The organism is Pseudoalteromonas sp. PPB1 (assembly GCF_015356275.1).
GTDB classification, from domain to species: domain Bacteria; phylum Pseudomonadota; class Gammaproteobacteria; order Enterobacterales; family Alteromonadaceae; genus Pseudoalteromonas; species Pseudoalteromonas rubra_D.
The window spans coordinates 1-24955 of the sequence record NZ_JACEQV010000043.1; the positions used below are offsets into that span (position 1 = coordinate 1).

5 protein-coding genes are annotated in these 24955 nt (G+C 52.2%); all 5 read left to right on the forward strand.

Going from position 1 to position 24955, the window contains the following annotated elements; translation table 11 throughout:
• The coding region (locus IY568_RS23610) for a non-ribosomal peptide synthetase (RefSeq protein WP_194868871.1) at window positions 1-6854 on the forward strand (6854 nt) is incomplete at its 5' end.
• A 65-nt stretch (window positions 6855-6919) separates the two neighbouring features.
• Window positions 6920-7903, forward strand: a complete 984-nt coding sequence (locus IY568_RS23615; protein WP_138539532.1) for a TauD/TfdA family dioxygenase — start codon at window positions 6920-6922, stop codon at window positions 7901-7903.
• A 51-nt stretch (window positions 7904-7954) separates the two neighbouring features.
• Window positions 7955-11401: a non-ribosomal peptide synthetase gene (locus IY568_RS23620; RefSeq protein ID WP_194868872.1), complete on the forward strand. Its 3447-nt coding sequence runs from the start codon at window positions 7955-7957 to the stop codon at window positions 11399-11401.
• Window positions 11398-22665, forward strand: a complete 11268-nt coding sequence (locus IY568_RS23625; RefSeq protein ID WP_194868873.1) for a non-ribosomal peptide synthetase — start codon at window positions 11398-11400, stop codon at window positions 22663-22665. Before IY568_RS23620 ends, IY568_RS23625 begins: the two co-directional genes overlap by 4 nt.
• Window positions 22666-22992: 327 nt before the next feature.
• Window positions 22993-24955 (forward strand): condensation domain-containing protein (locus IY568_RS23630; RefSeq protein WP_194868874.1); only part of this gene is annotated, 1963 nt, incomplete at its 3' end.

The following is a 24955-nucleotide window of genomic DNA, read 5'->3' on the forward strand; positions in this document are numbered from 1 at the left end:
GTAAACTGGACAAAAAAGCACTGCCAGACCCGCAGGAAAAAGCCGCGGCCCAACACGTTGCGCCACGCACAGCAACAGAGCAGCAGCTGGTTGAGCTGTGGTCTTCATTATTAAAGTTAACGCCGGAGCAGATAAGCGTAGACAGCAGCTTCTTTAAGCTGGGCGGACATTCTTTGTTGTCGGTGCGTTTGGTGGCGGCAATCAAACAGGCCTTCGGGGTTGAATTCAGTATCAGCGAGTTGTTTGAACATGCGAGCATCGCCAGCCAGGCGCAACAGGTTGAGCATAAACAGGCACAGGGAGGCAGCACAGCACAGCGCATAGAGGTGCAGGCTCGTCCGCAAGATGGTCGCATGGCCGCATCCTTTGCGCAGCAACGACTGTGGTTCATCGACCGCTTACAGGGTGGCTCGGCGCAATACAACATGCCAGCTGCATTTGAAGTGAGCGGTGAGCTGGACCTGGACGCTGTTGAAGCTGCACTGAACACCATAGTTGCGCGCCACGAAGTACTGCGCAGTTCATATTCAGAGGTACAGGGAGAGATCTATCAACAGGCACAGGCTCCTTACGATTGTCAGGTTGAGCGTTTCGATCTCAGTACCCTGGAGACGTCGGCGCAGGCTGAAGCTTTAGAGCAAAACCTCATCACCTTTAGTCAACACGCCTTTGTGCTGCAAGAGGCACAAATGTTATCGGCGCGCTATCTGATCTTGTCGGATCAAAGCGGTGTGCTGGCGTTGAATATGCCGCATATCGTATCAGACGGCTGGTCAATGCAATTACTGGTCAAAGAGTTTACGGCCCTGTATACGGCGCATCTGTCTGGTCAGCAGGCCCAACTGGCACCCCTGCCCATTCAGTATGCTGATTATGCCCACTGGCAACGCAATTGGTTGGCAGGAGATGCAGGGGTAAGTCAGCTGGACTACTGGAAAAAGCAATTAGATGGTGTACCAACTGTGCATGGTTTACCGCTACAGGGACGCCGAGGGGAGATGAAAAACCACACTGGAGAGTCACTGGAGATGACCTTGTCTCAGTCAGTCAGTCGCCGTCTGACCGAGCTGGCCAGCACCCTTGAGATCACTCCGTTTATGTTGTTACACGGCGCGCTGGCGATTGTGCTTTCACGTCACAGCAACAGCCATGATATTGTGATTGGTACCCCGGTGGCCAACCGTCAGCATGCTGATTTGACGTCGCTGATAGGGTTTTTTGTTAACTCACTGGTACTGAGATTGAACACCAGTGACAAAACCCTCGCGGCTTTCTTTGAACATGTTAAACAGACTCATATTGCTGCGCAGGAAAATCAGGATATTCCATTTGAGCAGCTGGTTGAGCACCTGGACATAGAAACCAACACCAGCCAAAGCCCGCTGTTTCAGATTATGTTGCTGACGGACAACGATTATGGTCTGGATGCACCCAAAACTCAGTCTACGCGACTGGGTGATGCGCAACTTAAGCCGATAGAAGATCCACAGGTCACAGTGAAGTTTGATCTGGACATTTTTATGTCAGTCAACGAGCACGGCGGCAAACTGAAAATCAACTTCGATAATCACTTATTCAGTGCGCAATACATTGACAGCTTAATGAGTCACCTGGCGAATACACTGACTAATCTGGCACAGGCTGATATGACTGAGCAATCGGTGGCACGTTTGCCGATGCTGAGTGAGCAACAGAGCCAGGAGCTGATCTTTGGCCGCAACCAGACACAGCGTAGTTATGATGATGAGGCCTGCATTAACAGCATTTTTGAGCGTCATGTTGCGGCACAGCCTGACGCACCGGCGCTGCAATTTGGTGAGTCTGTGCTGAGCTATCAGGCGCTGAACGATCGTGCAGAGCAGCTTGCCAGCTATTTGGTTGCGCAGCACCAAATCGTACCTGATACGATAGTCGGCCTGTGTATGGAGCGCTCGGCAGACATGATCATTGCGATGCTGGCTATCCTTAAAGCGGGCGGTGCTTACTTACCGCTGGATCCGGATTATCCGATGGAGCGCCTGGAGTACATGGTCGATGACGCCAAAGTCGCTCAGATCTTAAGTTATGGTCGGGGTGTTGAAGTGACTGACGCACTGTGTCAGGACAGAGACATCGCTAACCTCAATGTCAGCAACCTGTCAGAGGCCGCAGCGTCAGACGAACAGCCGCTGGGAATCCTTAAATCGAATCACTCGCTGGCCTATGTGATTTATACTTCAGGTTCAACGGGGCGTCCAAAAGGCGTGGGGCTGAGCCACAAAGGTGCGGTGAACCTTGCTGCCAATCAGCAGGTGCTGTTCGATATCACGCCTGCCAGTCGGGTATTACAATTTGCATCAATCAGCTTTGATGCCGCGACCTGGGATTGGGTCATGGCTCTACTTAATGGCGCCACCCTGGTGATCTGTGATGAGCAGGCTCGCACCGAAGGGGGTAAGTTAAGTGAGGTACTGAAACAACAAGCCATTACGCACGCAACCTTGCCACCGGCCTTGTTGAGCACCATGGCGTTACAAACAGACTTAGCCTTGCAGTGCCTGATTGTGGCGGGTGAAGCTTGTGAAGAGCAGGTTGTAGAGCGTTGGAGACGCCATTATCGCTTCTTTAATGCCTATGGTCCGTCGGAGACCTCTGTGTGCGCTACGGTGGGTGAAATTACGGATAACAGCATTCATATCGGGCGTCCTTTGTATAATGTGCAAACCCTGATTTTGGATGAGCATCAAAGCCTGGTGCCATTTGGCTGTGCCGGTGAACTGTATGTTGGTGGTGACGGCCTGGCACGTGGTTATCTGAATCAGCCACAGCTGACGGCTGAGCGTTTCATCGACAATCCTTTTTATGATGCCAGTGTGCCCGGCAGCTCTGAGCGTTTATACCGAACCGGTGACCTGGTGCGTTATCAGGCCGATGGTAACCTGGCCTTTATTGGCCGTACTGATGATCAGATCAAGATCCGCGGCTTCCGTGTTGAGCTGGGTGAAATTGCCCAGCAGCTGAGTCAGCAAACGGGTGTTGAATCTGCCCTGGTGGTTGCTAAAACAGGCGCCATCGGCACCTATCTGGTTGCTTATTTGCAGCCAGCTCAGGCCGTTAGCGAGCTATCTGACAATGAATTTACTCAAGGTGCATTGGCCGAATTGGCCAGTCAGGTGCCCGACTATATGGTGCCCAAGTTGGGTGTGGTGGTCGCTGAGTGGCCTTTGACAGCCAACGGCAAAATTAATAAAAAGGCCCTGCCTGAGGCAGATACTATGGCATTGCAGGGTGAATATGTGGCACCTGCCTGTGAGACTGAACGTGCCATTTGTCAGATCTGGGCTGAGTTGCTCGACATGGCACCGGAAACCATCAGTACCACGGCGAACTTCTTCCACTTAGGAGGCCACTCGCTGTTATCTGTCAGACTGGCTGCGGGACTGCGTGAGCAGCTGGGTGTTGAGCTGCCAGTGAAAACCCTGTTCAATGCCGCTACCGTTGCGGAGCAGGCTGAAGAAATTATGGCTCGTCGCGGGCAAGCGGTGCGCGAAGGCGTTAAAGCCCTGCCCAGAATCACCATACAGGATGAGCAACTGGGCCAGTATAGTGCATTGCCACAGTCGTTTGCGCAGCAACGTCTATGGTTTATCGATCAGTTACACAGTGACTCGGCACAATACAATATGCCAGCAGCTTTTGAAGTTGAAGGGGAGCTGGAGTTGGCCGTGGTTGAAGCGGCACTGCAAACCATCATTGCCCGACATGAAGTGCTCAGAACGGTGTACCGTGATGGTGAGCACGGTGCTGAGCAGCTGATCCTGGATGAAGCACAATTTAGTCTTGGCTATGAAGATATCCGTATGTACAACCCGGCACAGCAACAACAGGCGATTGCCGGGGCGATGGCACAGCTACTAAGTCAACCATTTGATTTGACCAAAGATGTGATGGTGCGTGCAGGGTATCTGCATACTTCACAGAGCAGTGGGGTGCTGCTGTTTAACATGCACCATATTGCCTCGGATGGCTGGTCAATGCAGGTGCTGGTGAAAGAGTTTGTGGCCTTGTATCAGGCCTACAGTCAGGGTCAGGGTAATCCGCTGGCACCGCTGACCATTCAGTACGCCGATTATGCACAATGGCAGCGGGCATACTTAAGTGAGGCAGTGCTGGAGCAGCAACTGGGATATTGGCAGCAACAGCTGGCCGATGTACCACCGGTGCACAGTCTGCCTTTGGATCACCCACGTCCGGAAGTGAAGCAACATCAGGGGGCGCAGGTAACAGGCTCGCTTAGTAAAGAGGTTGCACAAGGGCTGGCTGCACTGGCTAAGGCTGAAGGGTTGACGCCGTTTATGCTGCTGCATGGGGCACTGTCATTGTTATTATCCAGACACAGTAATGCACAGAATATTGTGATAGGTACCCCGGTTGCCAACCGTACTCAGGCCGAGCTGGAGCCTCTAATTGGTTTCTTTGTTAATACCTTAGTGCTAAATGTCAATACTGATCAGGCGACACTGGCTGAGTATCTGGCACATGTTAAGAGCGTGCACCTCGATGCCCAGTCAAATCAGGATGTGCCGTTTGAGCAATTGGTTGAACAACTCAATGTACCACGCAGCACGGCACATACGCCGCTGTTCCAGGTCATGTTGCGCACCCAGACAGATTATGGTTTGAATACGGGGATGGATGAGTCGGTGTTGTCTCTGGGTGATGCGCAGTTGAGCCCACTGGCAGAGGACTCTGTGGTGGCCAAGTTTGATCTCGATGTGCATATGGCGTTGAGCGAGTCGGGTGTCGATATCTGCTGGACTTATGACACAGCCCTGTTCAGTGCGGCGCGTATCGAGACCCTCAACCGTCACTTGGGTGAGCTGTTGAGCGTACTGACGGCGTCTGAGCCGCAAGAGATTCTGACCAGGGTGCCGGGCACCCTCAATATGCTGTCACAGGCAGAGCGCCAAGAGTTGCTGGTATCACTGAATCAAACAGAGCAAGACTATGATACACAGCTGTGCATCCATACTTTGTTTGAGCAACAGGCACAGCAGCAGCCGCAGGCGATCGCCCTGACAGGACCTCAGCGCTCCTTGAGTTATGAGGCACTGAATACGCTGAGTAACCAATTCGCACATCATCTGATTGACGAGTACGGGATTGCACCGGGACAGCGTGTCGGTATTTGTGTAGAGCGCTCGGAGTATATTCTGGTCACTATGCTGGCAGTACTCAAAGCCGGAGCTGCCTATGTGCCCTTCGATCATCACAACACGCTGCATCGTAATCAACAGATCATAGACGATGCGCAGTTAGACGTGGTGTTTACCGACCCTGAGCGTATCGCAACCTTGCCGCAAAGCTGTGCACGCCTTGAGGTCGCGGCACTTGAAGCTCAGCTGAGCGGCCAGGGTAAGCGGGATAACCCACAACAGACTGTCAGTGCCGGTGATCTGGCTTATGTTATCTACACGTCGGGCACCACGGGCAAACCAAAAGGCGTTCAGCTGCGTCACTCTAATGTGTGTGACTATTTACAGTCGGTACAGCACAGATATTATGCGCAGCCGCAGTCGTCATTACTGGTTACGTCTTATGCCTTCGATATCAGTGTACCTAGCTTATTCCTGCCGTTGATCAGCGGTACATCGGTCAATATCCTGGCCGGCGAAGCGCGCTTTGAAAGCATGAAACACGAATTACAGGAACAGCCTTATCTGCTGCGCATGACACCGCATCATGGTAAAGCTCTGGTGGCCTTTATGGGCGAAGAGGTGTGTCAGCTGACTCACACTTTCGTGATTGGTGGTGAAGCCTTCCCGCTGGAACTTTATGATCAACTGCAGGCTAAATTTCCAAACAGTGTTATCTATAACCATTATGGTCCGACAGAAGCAACCGTCGGGGCAATTGCATTGAATGTCACGGCTCAGCGTGACCAAATCGGTGCCACTATGCCCATAGGTAGACCGCTTCCAAATACCAAAGTGTATATACTAAACAAAGAGTTAGGGCTTGTTCCTAAAGGTGCGATGGGCGAGCTGTATATTGCCGGACCAAGTGTTTCTAAAGGATACCTAAATCGAGATGAGCTAACTCAAAAGAGCTTTGTTGTCAATCCATTTGAAGACGAAAATTCGCAATATAACCTGATGTATAAGACAGGTGACTTGGCTCGGTATATCGGCGAAGATTATCTCGAATATTGCGGACGTGTTGACGAGCAAATCAAGATCCGAGGCTTCAGAATTGAAGTGGGTGATATTGAGAGTCAGTTGTTGCAATTGCCTGAAGTCGATTCTGCTGTTGTGCAGGCGAAAGAGTTGGCCGGGCAGCTGCAGTTGGTGGCTTATGTCAAATTTGATCTCATGCATGAGATCAAATTTGCCTCGAGTGAGTCGCAGCTTCAGGATAATGAACGCAAGCTGGCAGCAATCAAGCGCAGCCTGGCGGGTCAATTGCCTGAGTATATGCTGCCCAGTCAGTATCTGGTGATGACTGACTGGCCATTGTCGGCAAACGGTAAGCTGGATAAGAAAGCGCTGCCGGAACCATCGCTAACTGAACTCTCCTCAGTGGCGGTGCAGCCGGTCAGTGAGACAGAAGTGCGTTTAGTGCAGATTTGGTCTGAGGTTTTGCAAACCTCGGAGGAGCACATCAGCGTGGTTGAGAGCTTCTTCTCACTGGGAGGCAACTCCTTGTCCCTGATGTTGTTGCTGAATAAATTGCGCAGCGAATTTGGTGCAGCATTGCAACTGCGTGAGTTGTACCAAAGTTCAGACATTCAGAGCATGGCCAAGCGCATTGAGCACCTGCTGTGGATGGAACAAGACGATGATGATGAGTATGAGGGGGAGCTACTCGTACTTTAAATTGATTTATCGGTGCGTCATGGGAGTCATGGCGCACCGACTTATAATGACAAAAAGGAACCCGTATGGCTTTGACTATCACTATGCCCGAGGTCGCAAAATTAAACGACCAGGCACACAGTCCGGTAGTGATACAGTTACATCAGGATAGTGCACCGTATGAGCAAGTCGTTGCTTTGCAAGACACGATTGAGCAACACCTGGCGGATGCCGGGGCGGTACTGCTGCGTGGTGGTAACTTTGGCTCACCCGCTCAGGTCGAACAACTGGCTGCCTGTTTTATGACACAGGTGCTGACCAATAATACCGAGCATCGTCCGGCAAGCACCAATGGTAATGTGCAACGACCGGTTGAATACTCAGAGTCTGAATTCCTTCTTTGGCACAATGAAAATACCTTTAATCAACGCTTTCCCGGCCGTGCGATTTTTGCCTGCGAACAACCCGCGCTGAGCGGTGGGCAAACACCGATAGCCGATGCCCGCTCTGTGCTGTCCCAGTTACCCGCCGATCTAGTTCAGGAGTTTATCGACAAACAGGTCATGTATGTCCGTAACTACCAGGCCGACGACTTTGTTGGGCTGGGCTGGAAAACCATTTTTCAAACGGAGAATAAGGCTGAGGTAGAGGCAAAATGTCGAGATCAGGCACTGGAGTTTGAGTGGCGCGGCGAGCAATTAACCACGCGCGCGATTCGACCGGCCGTGGTTATCCATCCTGCCACTCAGGCACCTTGTTGGGTTACTCAGGCACAGCATTGGCATTTCAGTTGTTTGAATGAGGATCTCAAGGAAAACTTGGCCATTATGTTTGACGATGAGGCCGATTATCCGCGCAACTGCTACTTTGGCAATGGCGACAGAATTTCCGATCAGACCATGGCCCAGATACTTCAGGTCTATCAGGCCAATCATCAGCAGTTCGACTGGCAGCAAGGTGATGTCATGCTGGTCGACAATATATTAAAAGCTCATGCCCGAAACCCGTATCAGGGTGCCAGAAAAATTTTGGTGTGTTTTGGCGATCCCATCAGTTTCTCTCAACTGTAATTCAGGGTTTCCCTTAGCCGTAATCAACCGCATTAAGTCAGGAATAGCGAAGTGAATATAACAGCATTAGTCGATCAGCTCATCGCAGCTGGCGTTAAACTCAAAATCAAAGACAATAACCTTGTCGTGAAGTTACCTAAAGTCATCTCGGCCGACCTGCGTGAGCAGATCATTGCGAATAAAACGCAATTGAAGGAGTACTATCTGGCAATGGCCAGCAGCGAAAGCCCGGCTGATCAGATTACTGTGCAACCACATACCGAAGCCATGCCTTTGTCATTCTCTCAACAGGCGTTGTGGTTTTCAGAGCAAAGTGATAGCCAAGCCAATTACAATGTGCCTGTTAACTTAAAAATCACCGGTAAGTTTGATGTCGAGCTGGCACAACAAGCACTGAATGGCATTATGGATCGCCACCTGATCCTCAAAACGACGTATTCAACAGATGCGCAGGAGACACTCCGTCAGGTGATCCATCACGATGCTCAGCTGAGCATTCATCGTGAGACGTTGCCAGCAGCCCAGCTGGATGATGCGAAAATACAGTATATCGTCAATGAAGAAGCACAGCGCGGTTTTGATCTGCAGAATGAATTGCCGATCCGGTGTCGCGCGATAGCGCTGACGGGGGGGGCTGAGCCGGTGACTTTATTGCTGTTAACCCTCCACCATATCGCGACGGATGGCTGGTCGATGGCCTTGCTAGTCAAAGAATTCACAACCCTGTATGAGAGCCTGATTAAAGGGGAAGCAGCACAGCTGACTGCGATGGACATTCAATATGCCGACTTTGCCCAGTGGCAGCATCAATATAACTCAGATAAATCAGCTAAGCAGTTAGACTACTGGCGCGCGCAGCTGGATGGCCTGCCGCATACTCATAGTCTGCCTCTGGATGGTCCGCGTGATAGCCAGGCCAGAGGGCAGGGGGGGATACTGAACAGAGTCCTGCCTGAAACAGTCAAACAGGGCTTGCAGACGCTGGCAAGTCGCTTTGATATGACCACCTTTATGCTATTGCATGCCGCTCTGGCACTGGTGTTTTCCCGTCACAGTCGGAGCCATGATATTGTTATTGGCAGTCCGCAGGCGAATCGCCAGAACCCACAGTTACATAACCTGATTGGTTTCTTCGTCAATACGCTGGTCTATCGGGTCAACACGGAACAGGCGTCTCTGGCGGATTATTTACACCATGTCAGACAGGTGCACATCGACGCACAATTGAATCAGGAAGTGCCGTTTGAAGCCCTGGTCCAGGCACTGACACCCACCCGAACACCAGGCCAGACACCCTTATTTCAAATCATAGTCGACACCGACAATGATTATCAGCAGTCCGACGCGCCAGGCCTGCCGGGTATTAAACTGGAGCCACTGACTCACAGTGCGGTCACAATTAAATATGACTTAGACTTAGCGCTGAAGATGACCGAGAGCGGAGTCAGTTGTTACTGGGCTTATGATCGGGGGCTGTTCACTGAGCACCATGTCGGCCAACTGGCGGATGATCTGTGCAACGTCCTGACTCATCTGAGCCAGCCATTAACGGCTTCTGATACGACACTGAAAGCGCTCTACGCCAGTATGGCCGGGAACACACTGACACCGGAGATAAATACCTCGTCATCAGCAACGCATTCAATCCTGGAGCAGGTTTCACAGATTGCGCAGTTCGCACCTGAGCGTGTGGCTGCACAGCACCAACAACACAGTCTGAGCTATGCGGCTTTGGATGCGCGGGCGAACAAGCTGGCTGACTGGCTGATAGCACAGAACTACGGTGGTCGTGACAAGATCATTGCCATTGAAGCCAGCCGCACACTCGATACTCTGGTTGCCATTTTGGCTATCTGGAAAGCGGGGTGTGCCTACCTGCCGATTGATCCGGCACATCCACAACAACGGATCCAGTTTATGCTTGAAGACAGTTGCGCGATTGCAGTATTGGGTCGTGCAGGTACGAGCGCCCTGCAAACTGCTGCCGGGCAAAGTGCAGTCCCGTATCTCGATATGACGCAGTGCGACGAAGCAGACCTTGTTGCGCGCAGCGCCAGACAAACGTCACCGGATGCAGACAGCCTGGCCTATGTGATTTATACCTCAGGCACCACCGGGAAGCCGAAAGGGGTGATGATTGAACACGCCAACCTGAATCATTATCTGACGCACCTGAACACTCAGTTAGCAGCACAAGTGACCGATGGTGTAGTCAGTACATCACTGAGCTTTGATGCTACCGTAACAAGCCTGTTTATGCCGTTACTCAGAGGTGGCGTGGTTAACCTGACCTGTGACGAAGATAAAGCAAGTGAACAGGTGGTACAGGCGCTGGAGACGGCACAAACCGCATTGCTATTTAAACTGACACCCGCACATCTGCAACTGATAGCCGCTAAAATGACACAACAAAATTCTCACAAGCACGTCATTATTCTCGGTGGAGAGCAGCTCAATTTAGACACCATTGCGCAGTTACGCAGCTGCCTGCCTGAGACAGTGTTTGTAAACGAGTACGGGCCTACAGAAACGACGGTCGGCAGTCACTGGAAGTGTATCGAGGAAGGCCATCAGACGCCTATTTCTATGGGCGCACCGATAACAAATATGCAAGGTATTGTGCTGGATGAAGATGGTCATCCGGTTCCCCCTTACGCCATCGGTGAGCTATACCTGACGGGGCCGGGAGTGGCCCGTGGTTATCTTAATCGACCTCAGTTAAGTGCCGAGCGGTTCATTGATAATCCGGCCTACCAGAGCGGCCAGTCGGCCTGTTACCGCAAGCTATATAAAACCGGCGATCTGGTCAGAACGCTGGGCAATTCAGAAATGACTTTTATCGGGCGTATCGATGAGCAGGTTAAGCTCAACGGATACCGAATTGAGCTCGAAGAAGTGAAGCGCCAGATAGCAGAGCAGGGGTTAGTCGAGCAGGCAGAAGTTCTGTTGGTTGAACAACAAGCGCAGATGCGACTGGTGGCCTTCATTGAACTGACTTCTGAAGGGACACTGCTGGTAAATCAGCAGGGCGAGGCGGCTATGACCGAAGGTCTGATACAGGCGTTGGCCGAGCAGCTACCAGAATACATGATCCCGGCTGACTATCTGGTGATTGAGCACTGGCCTTTGACGGTCAATGGCAAGCTCGACAGCAATCAGTTGGCGGAACTGGCAACAACTCAGCAAAGCGCGGTGTATGCAGCGCCAGAGACGGAAATGGAAGCCCATATTAACCAACTCTGGGCCGATATTCTGTCGTTGCAGGAGCGCGAAATTGGTCGTGACGGACATTTCTTCAAGCTCGGTGGTAACTCTATTTTACTGATAAAAATGCTCGGAAGTTTGAAAAAGCAATGGGGCATTTCGCTTGCATTTAATGAGGTCTTTAATCGCGTGGTGCTGCGAGATCTGGCCCAGTACGTCCAGCAGAAAGTGACTGAAAAGCAAGCCCAAGAGGCATTGGAAGAAAAAGCCACAGAGGCGGAGGGGTGGTTATGATAGCCAAGCAAATTATTGATGAAGCGATTGCCAGTGATATTTTACTGTTTACCGAAGCGGGTAAGCTGGGCTTTAAGCAAAAATCCGCAGCACCTTTTCCAGAGGCGCTGAAAAAGCAAATTCAGGCCCATAAAGCGGACATCATCGCGTTTCTGGCAAACCAGCACAATGACCTCGACATTCCACAGCGGCCTGCTGACAAGACGCGACTGCCCTTGTCGAACGCGCAGCAAAGGCTGTGGTTTATCGACAGCCTGAAGCAGGGGTCGGCCGAGTATAACCAACCATTGGCGTTTACAGTTAGCGGGCAACCGGATCTGACAAAGATTGAAGCCGTTCTGAATGTCATTGTTGAAAGGCATGAAATCTTACGAACGACTTACCATCAGGATGACACGGGGGCTTACCAACAGGTGAACATCAGTCAGCCATGCCGGGTAAAGGTCCATGATCTGTCACAGGTCGATAACTGGCCGTCACAGATAGCCGAGGTGATCGCCACTGAGTCGGCAAAGTGTTTTGACCTGAGCGCGGATCTGATGCTCCGGGTCGACTACTTTAAGGCTCCTGCCACTGAAGAGACGAGCGGTGTGCTGTTATTCAATACCCATCACATTGCCTCCGATGGCTGGTCACAGCAAATTTTGCTGCGTGAGTTTGTGACTGTGTATGAGCAGCTCAACGTCGGGCAAAGTGCTGAACTGGCCCCGCTGGAAATCCAGTATGGCGATTTTGCACTGTGGCAGCAGCAACGCGCAGAGAATGGTGCGCTGGATGACGCCTTGTCTTACTGGCAGCAGCAGCTGGACGATGCGCCACTGGTGCATGACCTGCCATTGTGTCAGACGCGTCCGGCGACCAAACAACATGCCGGTGGCCATGTTCAGGGTCGGCTGGCAAGCAAGGTTGCGCAGCCTTTGCTGGCCCTGGCACTACGCCTTCAGGTCACACCGTTTATGCTGATGCATGCCTTGTTGTCGTTATTATTGAGTCGTTATAGTAACAGCACTGATATCGTGATTGGCACACCCGTGGCGAACCGCATTTCGCCGCAACTGGACAAGCTGATCGGCTTTTTTGTCAATACCCTGCCATTGCGTGTGGACACTGACCAGCAGAACTTGCATGAGCTGGTGGCGCACGTTAAAGAGGTCCACCTGGCAGCTCAGCAGCACCAACAGGTGCAATTTGATCAACTGATAGAGCACCTTAATATCCCGCGTAGCGCACAATATGCGCCTTTGTGTCAGATTATGCTCACCACAGCAAGCGAGTTTGGCATTAATCAGAACCGCGATATGTTGGCTTCTGCACTGGCCTCTGACGGACTGGCACTGGCGCCTTTTGGAGTAGAGCGGGTGGTTGCCAGGTTCGATATTGATATGCATATCAATATCAGCGATGGTGGCGTTGAGCTGGACTGGCTGTATGACAGCAGCATTTTTTCTAATACTTTTATTACCCGGTTGAATCAGAACTTTGCAGCTTTGCTGTGTCAGGTGAGTGCGCAAGGTGAAGCGGATCTGCCATTAGGCGACATTTCGGCCTTGTGTGAGTCTGAGCGTCAGCAATTGGTCAGTACAGGGGAGCAGCAGCGTCTTGAGTATGATACCAGCCGCTGCATTCACGCTTTATTTGAACAACAGGTGGAGGCTGCACCGGAGGCAACGGCCTTGCTGTTCCAGAACCAATCCATCAGTTACGCCGAGCTAAATCAGCGGGCCAATCAGCTGGCCCATTACCTGCTAAGTGAGCAACAGATCACACCTGAAACCCTGATAGGGGTATGCAGCAGCCGTTCGGTGGAGATGATGGTGAGCATGCTGGCGATACTCAAAGCCGGTGGCGCGTATGTGCCACTGGATCCGGATTATCCGGCCAGCCGCCTGAGCTATATGGCAGCCGATGCAGGTCTTAAGCAAGTGATTGGGTATGGCAGTGGTCTGGCCGTGGCTCAGAGCCTGATGAGCGAACAAGCGGGCACCGCCATTGATATTGCAGCTCTGACGCTTGATGACTATCCACAACACAATCCAGCCCTGGACGAGATTTGTAACGATAGCCTGGCCTATGTGATCTATACCTCAGGCTCAACCGGCCAGCCCAAGGGCGTGCAGCTTATTCATCAGGGCGCAGTGAATCTGGCTCACAACCAGCAAGCCCGTTTTGCCACCTGTGCCGACAGTAAAGTGTTGCAATTTGCATCCATCAGTTTTGATGCAGCGACTTGGGAGTGGCTGATGGCTTTGATCCCGGGTGGTACCCTGGTGATTGCCGACGAGTTACAACGCACGGATGTACAGCAGCTGTCTGAGCTGTTAAAAACGCAGCAGATCACCCATGCAACTTTGCCACCGGCGTTGTTATCGACCATGACCTTGCAGACAGATCTGGCGCTGCAATGTTTAATTGTTGCAGGGGAAGCCTGTGAAGAAAATGTGGTGGCTCGCTGGCGGGCACATTATCCTTTCTATAATGCTTATGGCCCGTCGGAGACCTCAGTCTGTGCGACTGTGGGTGAAATTATTGATGACACCATACACATCGGCACACCTTTGTGTAATGTTCAGACCTATGTGCTGGATCAGCAACAGAACTTATTGCCTCACCGTAGCTTAGGCGAGCTGTATGTCGGTGGCGACGGTCTGGCGCGTGGCTATCTGGGTCAGCCTGAGCTGACGGCCGAGCGCTTTATTGAGAATCCATTTTATGACCCCGAGGTGGCAGGCAGCTCGAAGCGACTGTATCGCACCGGCGATTTAGTGCGCTACCTGGCTGATGGCAACCTGGCCTTCGTGGGCCGTGCCGACGACCAAATTAAAATTCGCGGCTTCCGGGTTGAACTGGGCGAGATAGCTCAGCAGCTAAGCCGCCAGACACAAGTAGACAGTGCACTGGTGCTGGCCAAGAACGGCCCGGCAGGCACCTATTTGGTGGCGTATGTCCAGCCAGTTGAGACCATCGCAGAGCAAGCACAGCCAGAGTTTATGGCTCAGACACTGGCCACGCTGGCACAAACCTTACCGGATTACATGGTGCCTAAGCTGGGCGTGGTGATTGACGACTGGCCACTGACCGCCAACGGTAAAGTTAACAAAAAAGCCCTGCCTGAAGCAGACACGTCGGCATTGCAGGGTACTTATGTGGCGCCGCAGGGGGAGCGCGAGCAATTAATCGTGACGCTGTGTGGCGAATTGCTGGCACAGCCTGCTGAGCAGCTTAGCGTCACGGCAAACTTTTTCACACTGGGCGGCCATTCCCTGTTGCTTATGCAGCTGGCCAGCCGACTCAGACAACAAGGTTTTGAGGTGGATGCACAGGCGCTGTTCGCCGCTCAGTCCTTACAGGAAATGGCACAGGGATTGAGCCGTGCCACTACAGGCGACACAGATGAAAGCCGCAGCCTGATCCCGGCCGGTTGCACCGCCATTACGCCGGATATGGTGCCGCTCGCTTCATTGAGCCAGGCCGAGCTGAACGACATCGCCACCGAGATCCCAGGGGGCATGGCCAACATTCAGGATATCTATCCGCTGGCACCGTTACAGGAAGGGGTGCTGTTCGTACACAGCATGGACCCGGATAACGACCCCTATGTCACTAATTACCTTTATGAATTAAAAAGCGATGCGGCACTGACTCAGTTTACTGACAGCCTGAATTTTTTGCTGGCCCGTCATGATGTGCTGCGTACTGCCATTCTCTGGCAGGGCAAGCGTCAGGCATTGCAGGTGGTACAGCGCACAGTTACGCTGCCAGTGACACAGCTTGCCTGTGCCGGGGGCATGAGTGCACAGCAAACCATCACCGCACTGGCCGATGGTCCACAGTGGCTGGATCTGGCTCAGGCACCATTGTTACGCCTTCAGGTGTGTCAGGACCCGGACACGGGTTACCACTATGCACTATTACAGGCACACCACCTGATCATCGACCATGTTGCCATGGCGGTGATCCAGGATGAACTACACAGTTACAGCGCAGGTAAGGCGCAGAGCTTGCCTGCGCCGGCGTCTTACCGTCAGTTTATCAGCGACACCCTGGCGCGCATGGAAACGCTCGACATCGAAGGGTTTTTCTCTGAGTCGCTGGGCCATATCAGCGAGCCGACACTGCCCTTTGGGCTGCAGGATACTCAGGGTAACGGTGATACTATTCGAGAGCATAAAGTGGCTCTGAGTGATGCGTTGAGCAAGGCCATCCGCGCTTATGCAAAACAGCATGAAGTCAGTCCGGCAGCGATTTTCCATGCCGCCTGGGCACTGGTGCTGGGGGCTTGCAGCAACCAGCAGGAAGTGGTGTTCGGCACTGTGATGAGCGGTCGGATGAATGGCGGCGCAGGTGTAGAACGCCTGCTGGGGATGTTGATCAACACCTTACCCGTGGCGGTCGAGTTACGGGGATCTTCGGTCACAGACTTGATTAAAGACGTGGACAAACGATTGAAAGCGTTGCTGCCTTATGAGCAGGTGTCGCTGGCACAGGCGCAGAAACACAGCGCGGTGGGCTCAGATGGTCCGTTATTCAGCGCGATGCTGAACTATCGTCACACCGAGCGGGATGAAGCCGATACGCCAGCAAAAGACAGCGATATTCAGGGTCTGAGCGCACAGGAGCGCACCAACTACCCGTTTAACTTATCGGTGAATGATTATGGCGCAGCCCATGTGTTCAGCCTGGACTTACAAATTGATGAGCAGGTAGAGATCAGCCGCATCGCAGAGTATGTGATGACGGCGCTGAGTAAGCTAACGGAAGCAACCCAAACACAACCAGTAAGTGAACTGAGCGTACTGCCGGCGGATGAAGTGGCCAGGTTACTGACGCAGGGTCAGCGCAGCTTAGGCTACGACGACACGGCCTGTATTCACCATTTATTTGAACAACAGGCAGAGGCAGCGCCTGAGGCAACCGCCCTGGTGTTCCAGGACCAATCCATCAGTTACGCCGAGCTAAATAAGCGGGCCAATCAGCTGGCCCATTACCTGCTGAGTGAGCAACAGATCACACCTGAAACCCTGATTGGGGTGTGCAGCAGCCGCTCGATGGAGATGATGGTGAGCATGCTGGCGATACTCAAAGCAGGTGGGGCCTACGTGCCACTGGACCCGGATTATCCGGCCAGTCGTCTGAGCTATATGGCAGCCGATGCTGGCCTTAGGCAAGTGATTGGGTTTGGCAGTGGTCTGGCAGTAGCCCAGAGCCTGATGAGCGAACAAGCGGGCACTGCTATAGATATTGCAGCTCTGGCGCTTGATGATTATCCGCAGCACAACCCGGCTCTGGATGAGATCAGTAGCGACAGTCTGGCTTATGTGATTTACACCTCAGGCTCAACCGGTCAGCCCAAGGGCGTGCAGCTTATTCATCAGGGCGCAGTGAACCTGGCTCACAACCAGCAAGCTCGTTTTGCTACTTGTGCCGACAGTAAAGTGTTGCAATTTGCATCCATCAGTTTTGATGCGGCGACCTGGGAGTGGCTGATGGCCTTGATCCCGGGAGGTACCCTGGTGATTGCCGACGAATCACAACGTACGGACGTACAGCAGCTGTCTGAGCTGTTAAAAATGCAGCAGATCACCCATGCGACTTTGCCACCGGCGTTGTTGTCGACCATGACGTTGCAGACAGATCTGGCGCTGCAATGTTTAATTGTGGCAGGGGAAGCCTGTGAAGAAAATGTGGTGGCACGCTGGCGGGCACATTATCCTTTCTATAATGCTTACGGTCCGTCGGAGACCTCAGTCTGTGCGACTGTGGGTGAAATCATTGATGGCACTATACATATTGGCACACCTTTGTGTAATGTTCAGACCTATGTACTGGATCAGAAACAGACCTTATTGCCTCACGGTAGCTTAGGCGAGCTGTATGTCGGTGGTGACGGCCTGGCGCGTGGCTATCTGGGTCAGCCCGAAATGACGGCTGAGCGCTTTATTGACAATCCATTTTATGACCCTGAGGTGGCAGGCAGCTCGAAACGCTTGTATCGCACCGGCGATTTAGTGCGCTACCTGACCGATGGCAACTTGGCCTTCGTAGGTCGTGCCGACGACCAAATTAAAATTCGTGGTTTCCGGGTTGAGCTGGGTGAGATTGCTCAGCGACTCAGTCAGCTGACTGATATTGACTCAGCGGTTGTGGTGGCCAAAAAAGGTGCATCGGGCAATGACCTGGTTGCTTATATACAGCCGGCAGAGGTCGTCACAACTGAGGATCAGAGTGACTTTATCGGTGCGACTTTGGCACAGCTTGCCGCTCAGGTGCCAGAATATATGGTGCCTAAGCTGGCGGTGGTCATCGACGAGTGGCCATTGACGGCGAACGGAAAAATTAACAAAAAGGCGTTGCCTGAGCCGGATAAGGCACTGCTGCAAAATGCATATTGCGCACCGAGAAACAACACCGAAGCTACGCTGTGTGATATCTGGCAGGATTTACTGGGCATAGAGCAGGTGGGAATACAGGATAACTTCTTTACGCTGGGTGGCGATTCCATCATTGCCATTCAAATGGTCGGGCGCGCCAGACAACAGGGTTTGCACCTGAACGTGAAACAGCTGTTTGCGACGCCAAGTATTGCAACCCTGAGTGAACATGTTGAATTCAGTACCCGCATCAATGCGCAGCAGGATGCGGTGACCGGGGAGATGCCATTGCTGCCAATCCAGCAGCGCTTCTTTGCGGCAAACCGGGCTGCGCCAAGTCATTATAATCAGTCATTACTACTCAGCGCGCCGGGTAATTTAACAGGCCACTTTTCTGAGTTGGTAAACGCATTGGTTGAGCGCCATGACGCGTTGCGACTGCGATTTGCAGAGGTCGCCAGCTTTGTACCGCTGTGCGACACGCAGGTGGCCAATATGCATCAGATAGTTGATTTGAGCGAGCTGGACGAGGCGGATTTCAGTGCTGAGGTTGAGCGTCGGTGCGATGCCTTGCAGCGGCAGCTGGATATAGAAAAGGGGCCATTGTGCAAGTTTGTGTATTTTTATGCTGGTGATGATAAGCCTGCACGGCTGTTTATGACCATTCACCACCTGGTTGTGGACGGGGTATCCTGGCGTATTTTGCTTCAGGATCTGGAAACCGCGCTGCAGGCAATTGAAACTGCACAACCTATCCAGCTGGCGGAAAAAACCAGTTCTTATCAGGCCTGGGGCGAAGCGGTGAATGCGCTGGCGCAGTCCGAGGCACTGAGTGAGCAACAGACTTACTGGCGTGACAGACTGTCATTGTTCCCGGCTCAGCCTTCAGTCAAAGTAGCGGCCGAGCAGTGGCATAATGTGTCCTTCTCTTTGGATGAATCGGACACCCGGATATTACTGGCAGACTGTCAGCAGGTATTCCACAGTAATGTGGACACGCTGATGCTCAGTGCTTTCCTGCTGGCTTATCAGAATACCTTTGACAGACCTTTGCTGCGTGTTGATATGGAAAGTCATGGCCGGGAAGAAGCCGTGTTTGACGGGCTGGATGTGACTCAAACAATGGGCTGGTTTACCAATCTTTATCCGTTGATCCTCGGGGGTCAGCAAGATGACCTGATCGCAACCGTTAAGTCGGTAAAACAGACGCTGCAACAATTGCCCATGCATGGTCTAGGGTATGGATTATTAAAGTATATCCGGCAGGACGCTGAGATCTGTGCTTTGGATAAACGTAGTGTCGATCAGGCAATCGTCTTTAACTATCTGGGTAAACTAGACAATGTGACGGGCACGCAGGGCCGTTTGGCAATGGCGCAAGAATCGCGTGGCGCAGAGTCAGCCCCTGAGGCGGCCGACCTGCATCACTTAATGGTCAATGGTCAAAGCCAGGACAATCAGTTGAGATTTGATTTGAGCTTTGCGATGCCAAGTTATTCAGAGGCACAAATTGAGGCATTATCAGTCCGGTTTAAAGCGGTTTTACTTCAGCTAGTAGCCAAGGCCAAAGCTGGTGCTGAGTGTCAGACTTTGATTGTCGAGGATTTCCCGGCTGCGACACTGGAACAGGCCCATCTGGACTCATTGCAATCTCAATACTCAGATATAGAAAGAGTGTATGTGGCAACGCCGATGCAACAGGGGATGATTTACCATGACTTACTTCAGCAAGATGCCAGTCTGTATACCACGCTGACACACTTTGAGCTTGATGGTGAGGTGGACACACCTGCCATGCAGCAGGCCTGGCAGAATGTGATTGCACGCCATGCAATCCTACGCACCAGCTTCAGTGTGTTTGATGATGCAGATATTCATCAGGTGGTACATAACAATGCGCTCATTGAGATGGAAGTACTTGACTGGCAACATAAGTCCGCTGAGTTACTGGCAACCCAGCTCAGTGAGTTGCATCACGCCATTAAAGCCAAAGGGTTTGATTTTAATCTGGCCCCGTTAATGAGTCTGACACTGGTGCGTTTGCCCGCGCAAAAAGCCCAGCTTATCTGGTCTCATCACCATGTCTTGACCGATGGCTGGTGTCAGGCCACTTTGTTCTCCGAGGTACTGGGCTATTATCAGAGTCTGACCGGTGGACAGCCTCTGACCTTGCCTCCTGCGGCGAATTACGAGGATTATATTCAATGGTTATGTAACCAAAATAGGGATGATGCGCGGGCTTTCTGGGATGCTGAACTGGCAGGAGTTAGTGCACCGACTACGTTGCAGTTACCTGCTGCGGCCAGTGACGTTCCGTGTTATGACGAAATCAAATGGAGTTGCGATGAAACGCTTACCCGTCAGCTGAGTCAATTTGCGCAAAATCAGCAGGTCACAGCGAATGCTGTGCTGCAATTAGTGTGGGCTTATACACTGCACCGCTACAGTGCGCAATCGGATGTATGCTTTGGCACCACCTTATCCGGGCGTCCGCCGGAAGTGGCAAATGTGGAGCAAATGATAGGGCTGTTTATTAATACGGTGCCGGTCAGAGTGCAACTGGACCATCAGGCCAGTATTGGTGCTCAGCTACAACAAATGCATAAGGCACACAGTCAGCGTGAACAGCATAGTTACCTGCCGTTGCCGGAGATATTAAGCTGTGGCGGGCATGGTATTCAGGGGGCAATGTTCGATAGCTTGTTTGTGTTTGAGAATTTCCCGGCCGATCTGCATGATACCGGATCTCAGGCGCAGCACAGCGGAGCAAGTCAGTTACAGGTGAACAGTGCTGCATCGATTGAATACACTAACTACCCGGTTGCCATGACCGCCTCGATGCAGGGAGTATTGAGTTTACGACTGAGCTTCCATGGCCATCAGTATGAGCGCGCCGATATGGAAGGCTTGTTGGGCCACTTTAATACGGCACTGAGAAATCTTATCGCACTCGATGCCACAGCATCGCTTGGCGAGATGGAGATTATGCAGCCTCAGGAGCAGCAAGCACTGCTCGCAGCACCGAAAATGGCCTATGCCGATGCGCAGTTGCACAGCGTAATTGCGCAGTTTGACCACCATGCCCGCGTGACGCCTGAGCGTCCGGCGCTGGTCATGGATAATCGAACCGTCAGCTATGCGGAACTGGATAAAATGGCAACCACTCTGGCTGCTCAATTAGTTCATGAATATGGTATACAACAGCGTGACCTGATAGGTTTATGTGTTGAGCGCTCAATCGACACTGTGGTGGGGATTTTGGCAATTCTCAAAGCCGGTGGGGCATATGTACCGTTAGATCCAAACAGTCCGGCAGAGCGTCTGAACTATATTATTAATGATGCCCACATTGCACTGTGTCTGGCACAGCCTCAGTGTGCTGCGGCGCTCGACGAGGCGCAGTGTCAGGTGGTGAGCCTGGATGGCAAGGCACTGCTGAGTCAGGACCACGGCTTGACCCTTGTGTTACCCGAAGTGTTACTGAGCGACCCAGCCTATGTGATCTATACTTCAGGGTCGACAGGGGCGCCGAAAGGCGTGGTTCAGACTCATCGTAATATGGCACGCTTATTCGCCAGTGCGGCGGAGGACTTTTCGTTTAGCAATCAGGACACCTGGTGTTTGTTCCACTCCTATGCATTTGACTTCAGTGTCTGGGAGATTTGGGGCGCGCTTATTCACGGTGGTAAATTGTTGATCCCAACTCATCATCAGACTCGTGATACGGCTGCGTTTGTTGAGTTATGTCAGCAGCACCAACTCAGTGTATTAAATCAGACTCCGAGCGCCTTTGGGGTGTTTGCTGAACATGTGGTTGCGCACGATATCAGCCTGCCGGCACTACGCTATGTGGTATTCGGGGGAGAAGCACTGCAAACACAGCATTTGCAAAGCTGGTGTCAGCATCCGGCAAATGCACAGGCCGAATTGATTAACATGTATGGGATCACCGAGACCACAGTGCATGTCACCTTTGCGCCTATTGCGCGCCAGGAGATTGATCAGATCCACATTGGCAGGCCGCTGGCGGATCAGGCTGTCTATATTCTTGATGCACAGCTGCAACCTGTGCCTGTGGGGGTCGCGGGTGAAATGTATGTCACAGGGGCCGGGCTTGCCGATGGTTATTTGGGCCGTGAGGCTTTGAGTGCCGAGCGCTTTATCGACAACCCGCACTGTGTCGGTATGGGCTGCGAAAAACTGTATAAAACCGGAGATCTGGGTCGCCACCAGCGCGATGGGCGAATTCAGTTCATCGGTCGCATGGATGATCAGGTGCAGATCCGGGGTTTCAGGATTGAACTCGGTGAAGTCACGCATCAGTTAAGCAGTATCACCCATGTAGACAGTGCCGTAGTGATTGCCAGACAGAGCCAGGGAACTCAGGTTCTGCATGCTTATCTGAAGCTGGAACACAGTGTCGATGAGCAGCAGCATACACAGGAGATTGAGCGTATCAAGCGCGCAGCCGCGGCTTTCTTACCCGCTTATATGGTACCTGAACAAATGACGCTGATGCAGGACTGGCCACTGACGGTGAATGGCAAAATCGACAAAAAGGCACTGCCGCAACCGGGCGAAGGCGTATCGGGCAGCAAGCAGGTTGCACCGTCCACAGAGACTGAGTGTCAGCTGCGGGATATCTGGGCGGAGTTACTGGATTACGATGGTGCACGGATCAGTGTTAATCAGTCTTTCTTTGAGCTGGGTGGACACTCACTGAGCTTAATGAAGCTGGTACAACGCCTGCATCAGGCCTTTAACGTCTCTGTGTCGATTAAAGAAGCCATTGAGCACGCACAAATCGATCAACTGGCGCAGCTCCTGGATAAGAAAATACTGGACTTGCAGCTGAGTGAAATTAACGAAGCTGAGCTGGACGAAGTCGAGTTCTAAGCCGTTATTCCCGGTGCCAATGGCACCCGGATACCTGTTCATGATTGACAGCCTTGATCTCATGCATGAGATCAAGGCTACTGTGCCGTGTTTGCACGGATAAAATGTTGTACAACTCTGTTCGAGCAATGCAGTATGAAAGCGCTCAACCCCGCCTGATTTACGGGTCTTTTCGTTGTCAAGAGAGGTGACAGATCAGTGGCCTTGTCAAATCTTACAGGCAGTCATCACCACCCCGGTTCTGTTATAAATAGTCGTATGTAGTGACCACAGAAGTAACATGAAGTCAGTCTCTGGCGCATGTCTCGACTAACAGGACTTGAATGAATGGTTGAAATCAACAAATTATTAGCTGAACTGGTTGCTCAGGGAGTAGCAGTTTACCTGGATAATGGCAAGCTCAAGGCCAAAGCCCAGAAAGGGGCCCTGACCGCAGAGCATAAAGCGCTTATTAGCGCGAATAAGCATGACATTATTGCAACGCTGTCCCAATCAGCCCCCATTGAGCAGGTTGAACGCATTCAGCCGGTGGCAGAGCAAGAAAAACAACATAGTTTGTCGTTTGCTCAGCAGCGTCTGTGGTTTGTCAATCAACTACAAGGCGGTGGCAGTGAGTACAATATGCCGATGGCGTACTCGGTGTATCAGCCGTTTGATGTATCACGCGCCACGCGTGCGTTGCGCACCATTATCGCGCGTCATGAAATTCTCAGAACGGGCTATGAAGCCAGTGACGAAGGACCCCGGCGCCTGGTACGTGAACAAGTCAGCAATGAGGTGCAGTTTACCGATCTGAGCGCGCTGGCGGAACCCGTGCAACGGGACGAGGTCAAGGCACTGGCGCTGGCCCATGCCGGACGGGAATTTGATCTGCAACACGATGCACTGCTGGATATTCACTATGTCAAACTAACCGATACGCCGTGTGGTACTCAGCCTCATGGTATTTTGCTGTTTAACATGCACCATATCGCGTCCGATGCCTGGTCGATGGACATACTTAAAAATGAATTTATGACGCTGTACAGCAGTGAACAGGGGTTACCCCCTTTATCGGTGCAGTACAGTGATTTTGCTTATTGGCAGCAAAACTGGGCAAAGTCGCAGGACTATCAGGACCAGTTAGCCTACTGGCGTTCACATCTCACGGGCTTACCAGAATTACACAGCCTGACCCCAGATCATCCCAGACCTGCGAAGAAAAAGTTCAGTGGCAAAAAATGCAATCAGACACTCAGTGCTGAACTGACGGAAAAATTAGTAACCATTGCCCGTCACTATCAGTTATCACCCTTTATGTGTCTGCACAGTGCGCTGGTATTGCTACTCCATACTTTTACAGCCAGCCGGGATATTGTGGTGGGCACCACCGTTGCTAACCGGGCTCAGGCCGAAGTGGCGCAGTTAATAGGGTGTTTCTTAAATCGTCTGGTATTGCGGGTGGAGCTCAAAGCCCAGTCCCTGGACAGTTATCTGCAACATATTCGGCAAGTTCATTTGTCGGCTCAGGCCAATCAGGATGTGCCTTTTGAGCACCTGGTTGAGCAGCTCGATGTAACCCGCTCTAATAGCTATACGCCGCTATTTCAAATTCAGCTGACCTGTAATGACAGTGGTTTAGCTGACAGCCCACAGGCGCCGAAAAGCACGCCGTTCAGACCGTATGTGCCCGAAGATATGACCATGACAATTCGCGGTGATATCGATATCCATGCAGAGCTTGGTCAGGAGGGGACCGTGATTGGCTGGTCATATGATGATGCCTTGTACAGTGAACAAAGCATCACGACCATGATGGCACATCTTGAAATTATCTTAGAAAACTATGCCCGTTGTCTGGACACTGAGCATGGATTTACCACTTCTATTGATACTTTGACGGCGCTCAGCGATACGCAGTTTAGTCAGTTACAAACCCAGTTGCCAGTCACGCACAGCGCTTACGACGCGCGCAGTTTGACAGAGCGCTTTGAGCAGCAGGCTGTGCTGACACCGGATGCGATTGCCGTGCACAGTGACACCGAACAACTTAGCTATGCGCAGCTTAATGCGCTGGCGGCTAAACTGGCTGACTGTTTGCAGGAGCAGGGCGTTGAGCCCGGCGATCTGGTGGGTGTTTGTATGCCACGCAGTGCCTGCCTGATGGTGAGCTTACTGGGCGTGCTCAAAGCCGGGGCAGCTTATATTCCGTTTGAACCCAGCAACACCAAAGCCCGCAACCAGCAGATTATCGCTGATGCCGCTCTGGAGTGGGTGATTGTCAGTGACGCACTGGCCGCCCGCGTTCCGG

Coding starts and splice junctions, on each gene's coding strand:
- IY568_RS23615 (WP_138539532.1), top strand. CDS start 6,920: ATGGCTTTGACTATCACTATGCCCGAGGTCGCAAAATTAAACGACCAG.
- IY568_RS23625 (WP_194868873.1), top strand. CDS start 11,398: ATGATAGCCAAGCAAATTATTGATGAAGCGATTGCCAGTGATATTTTA.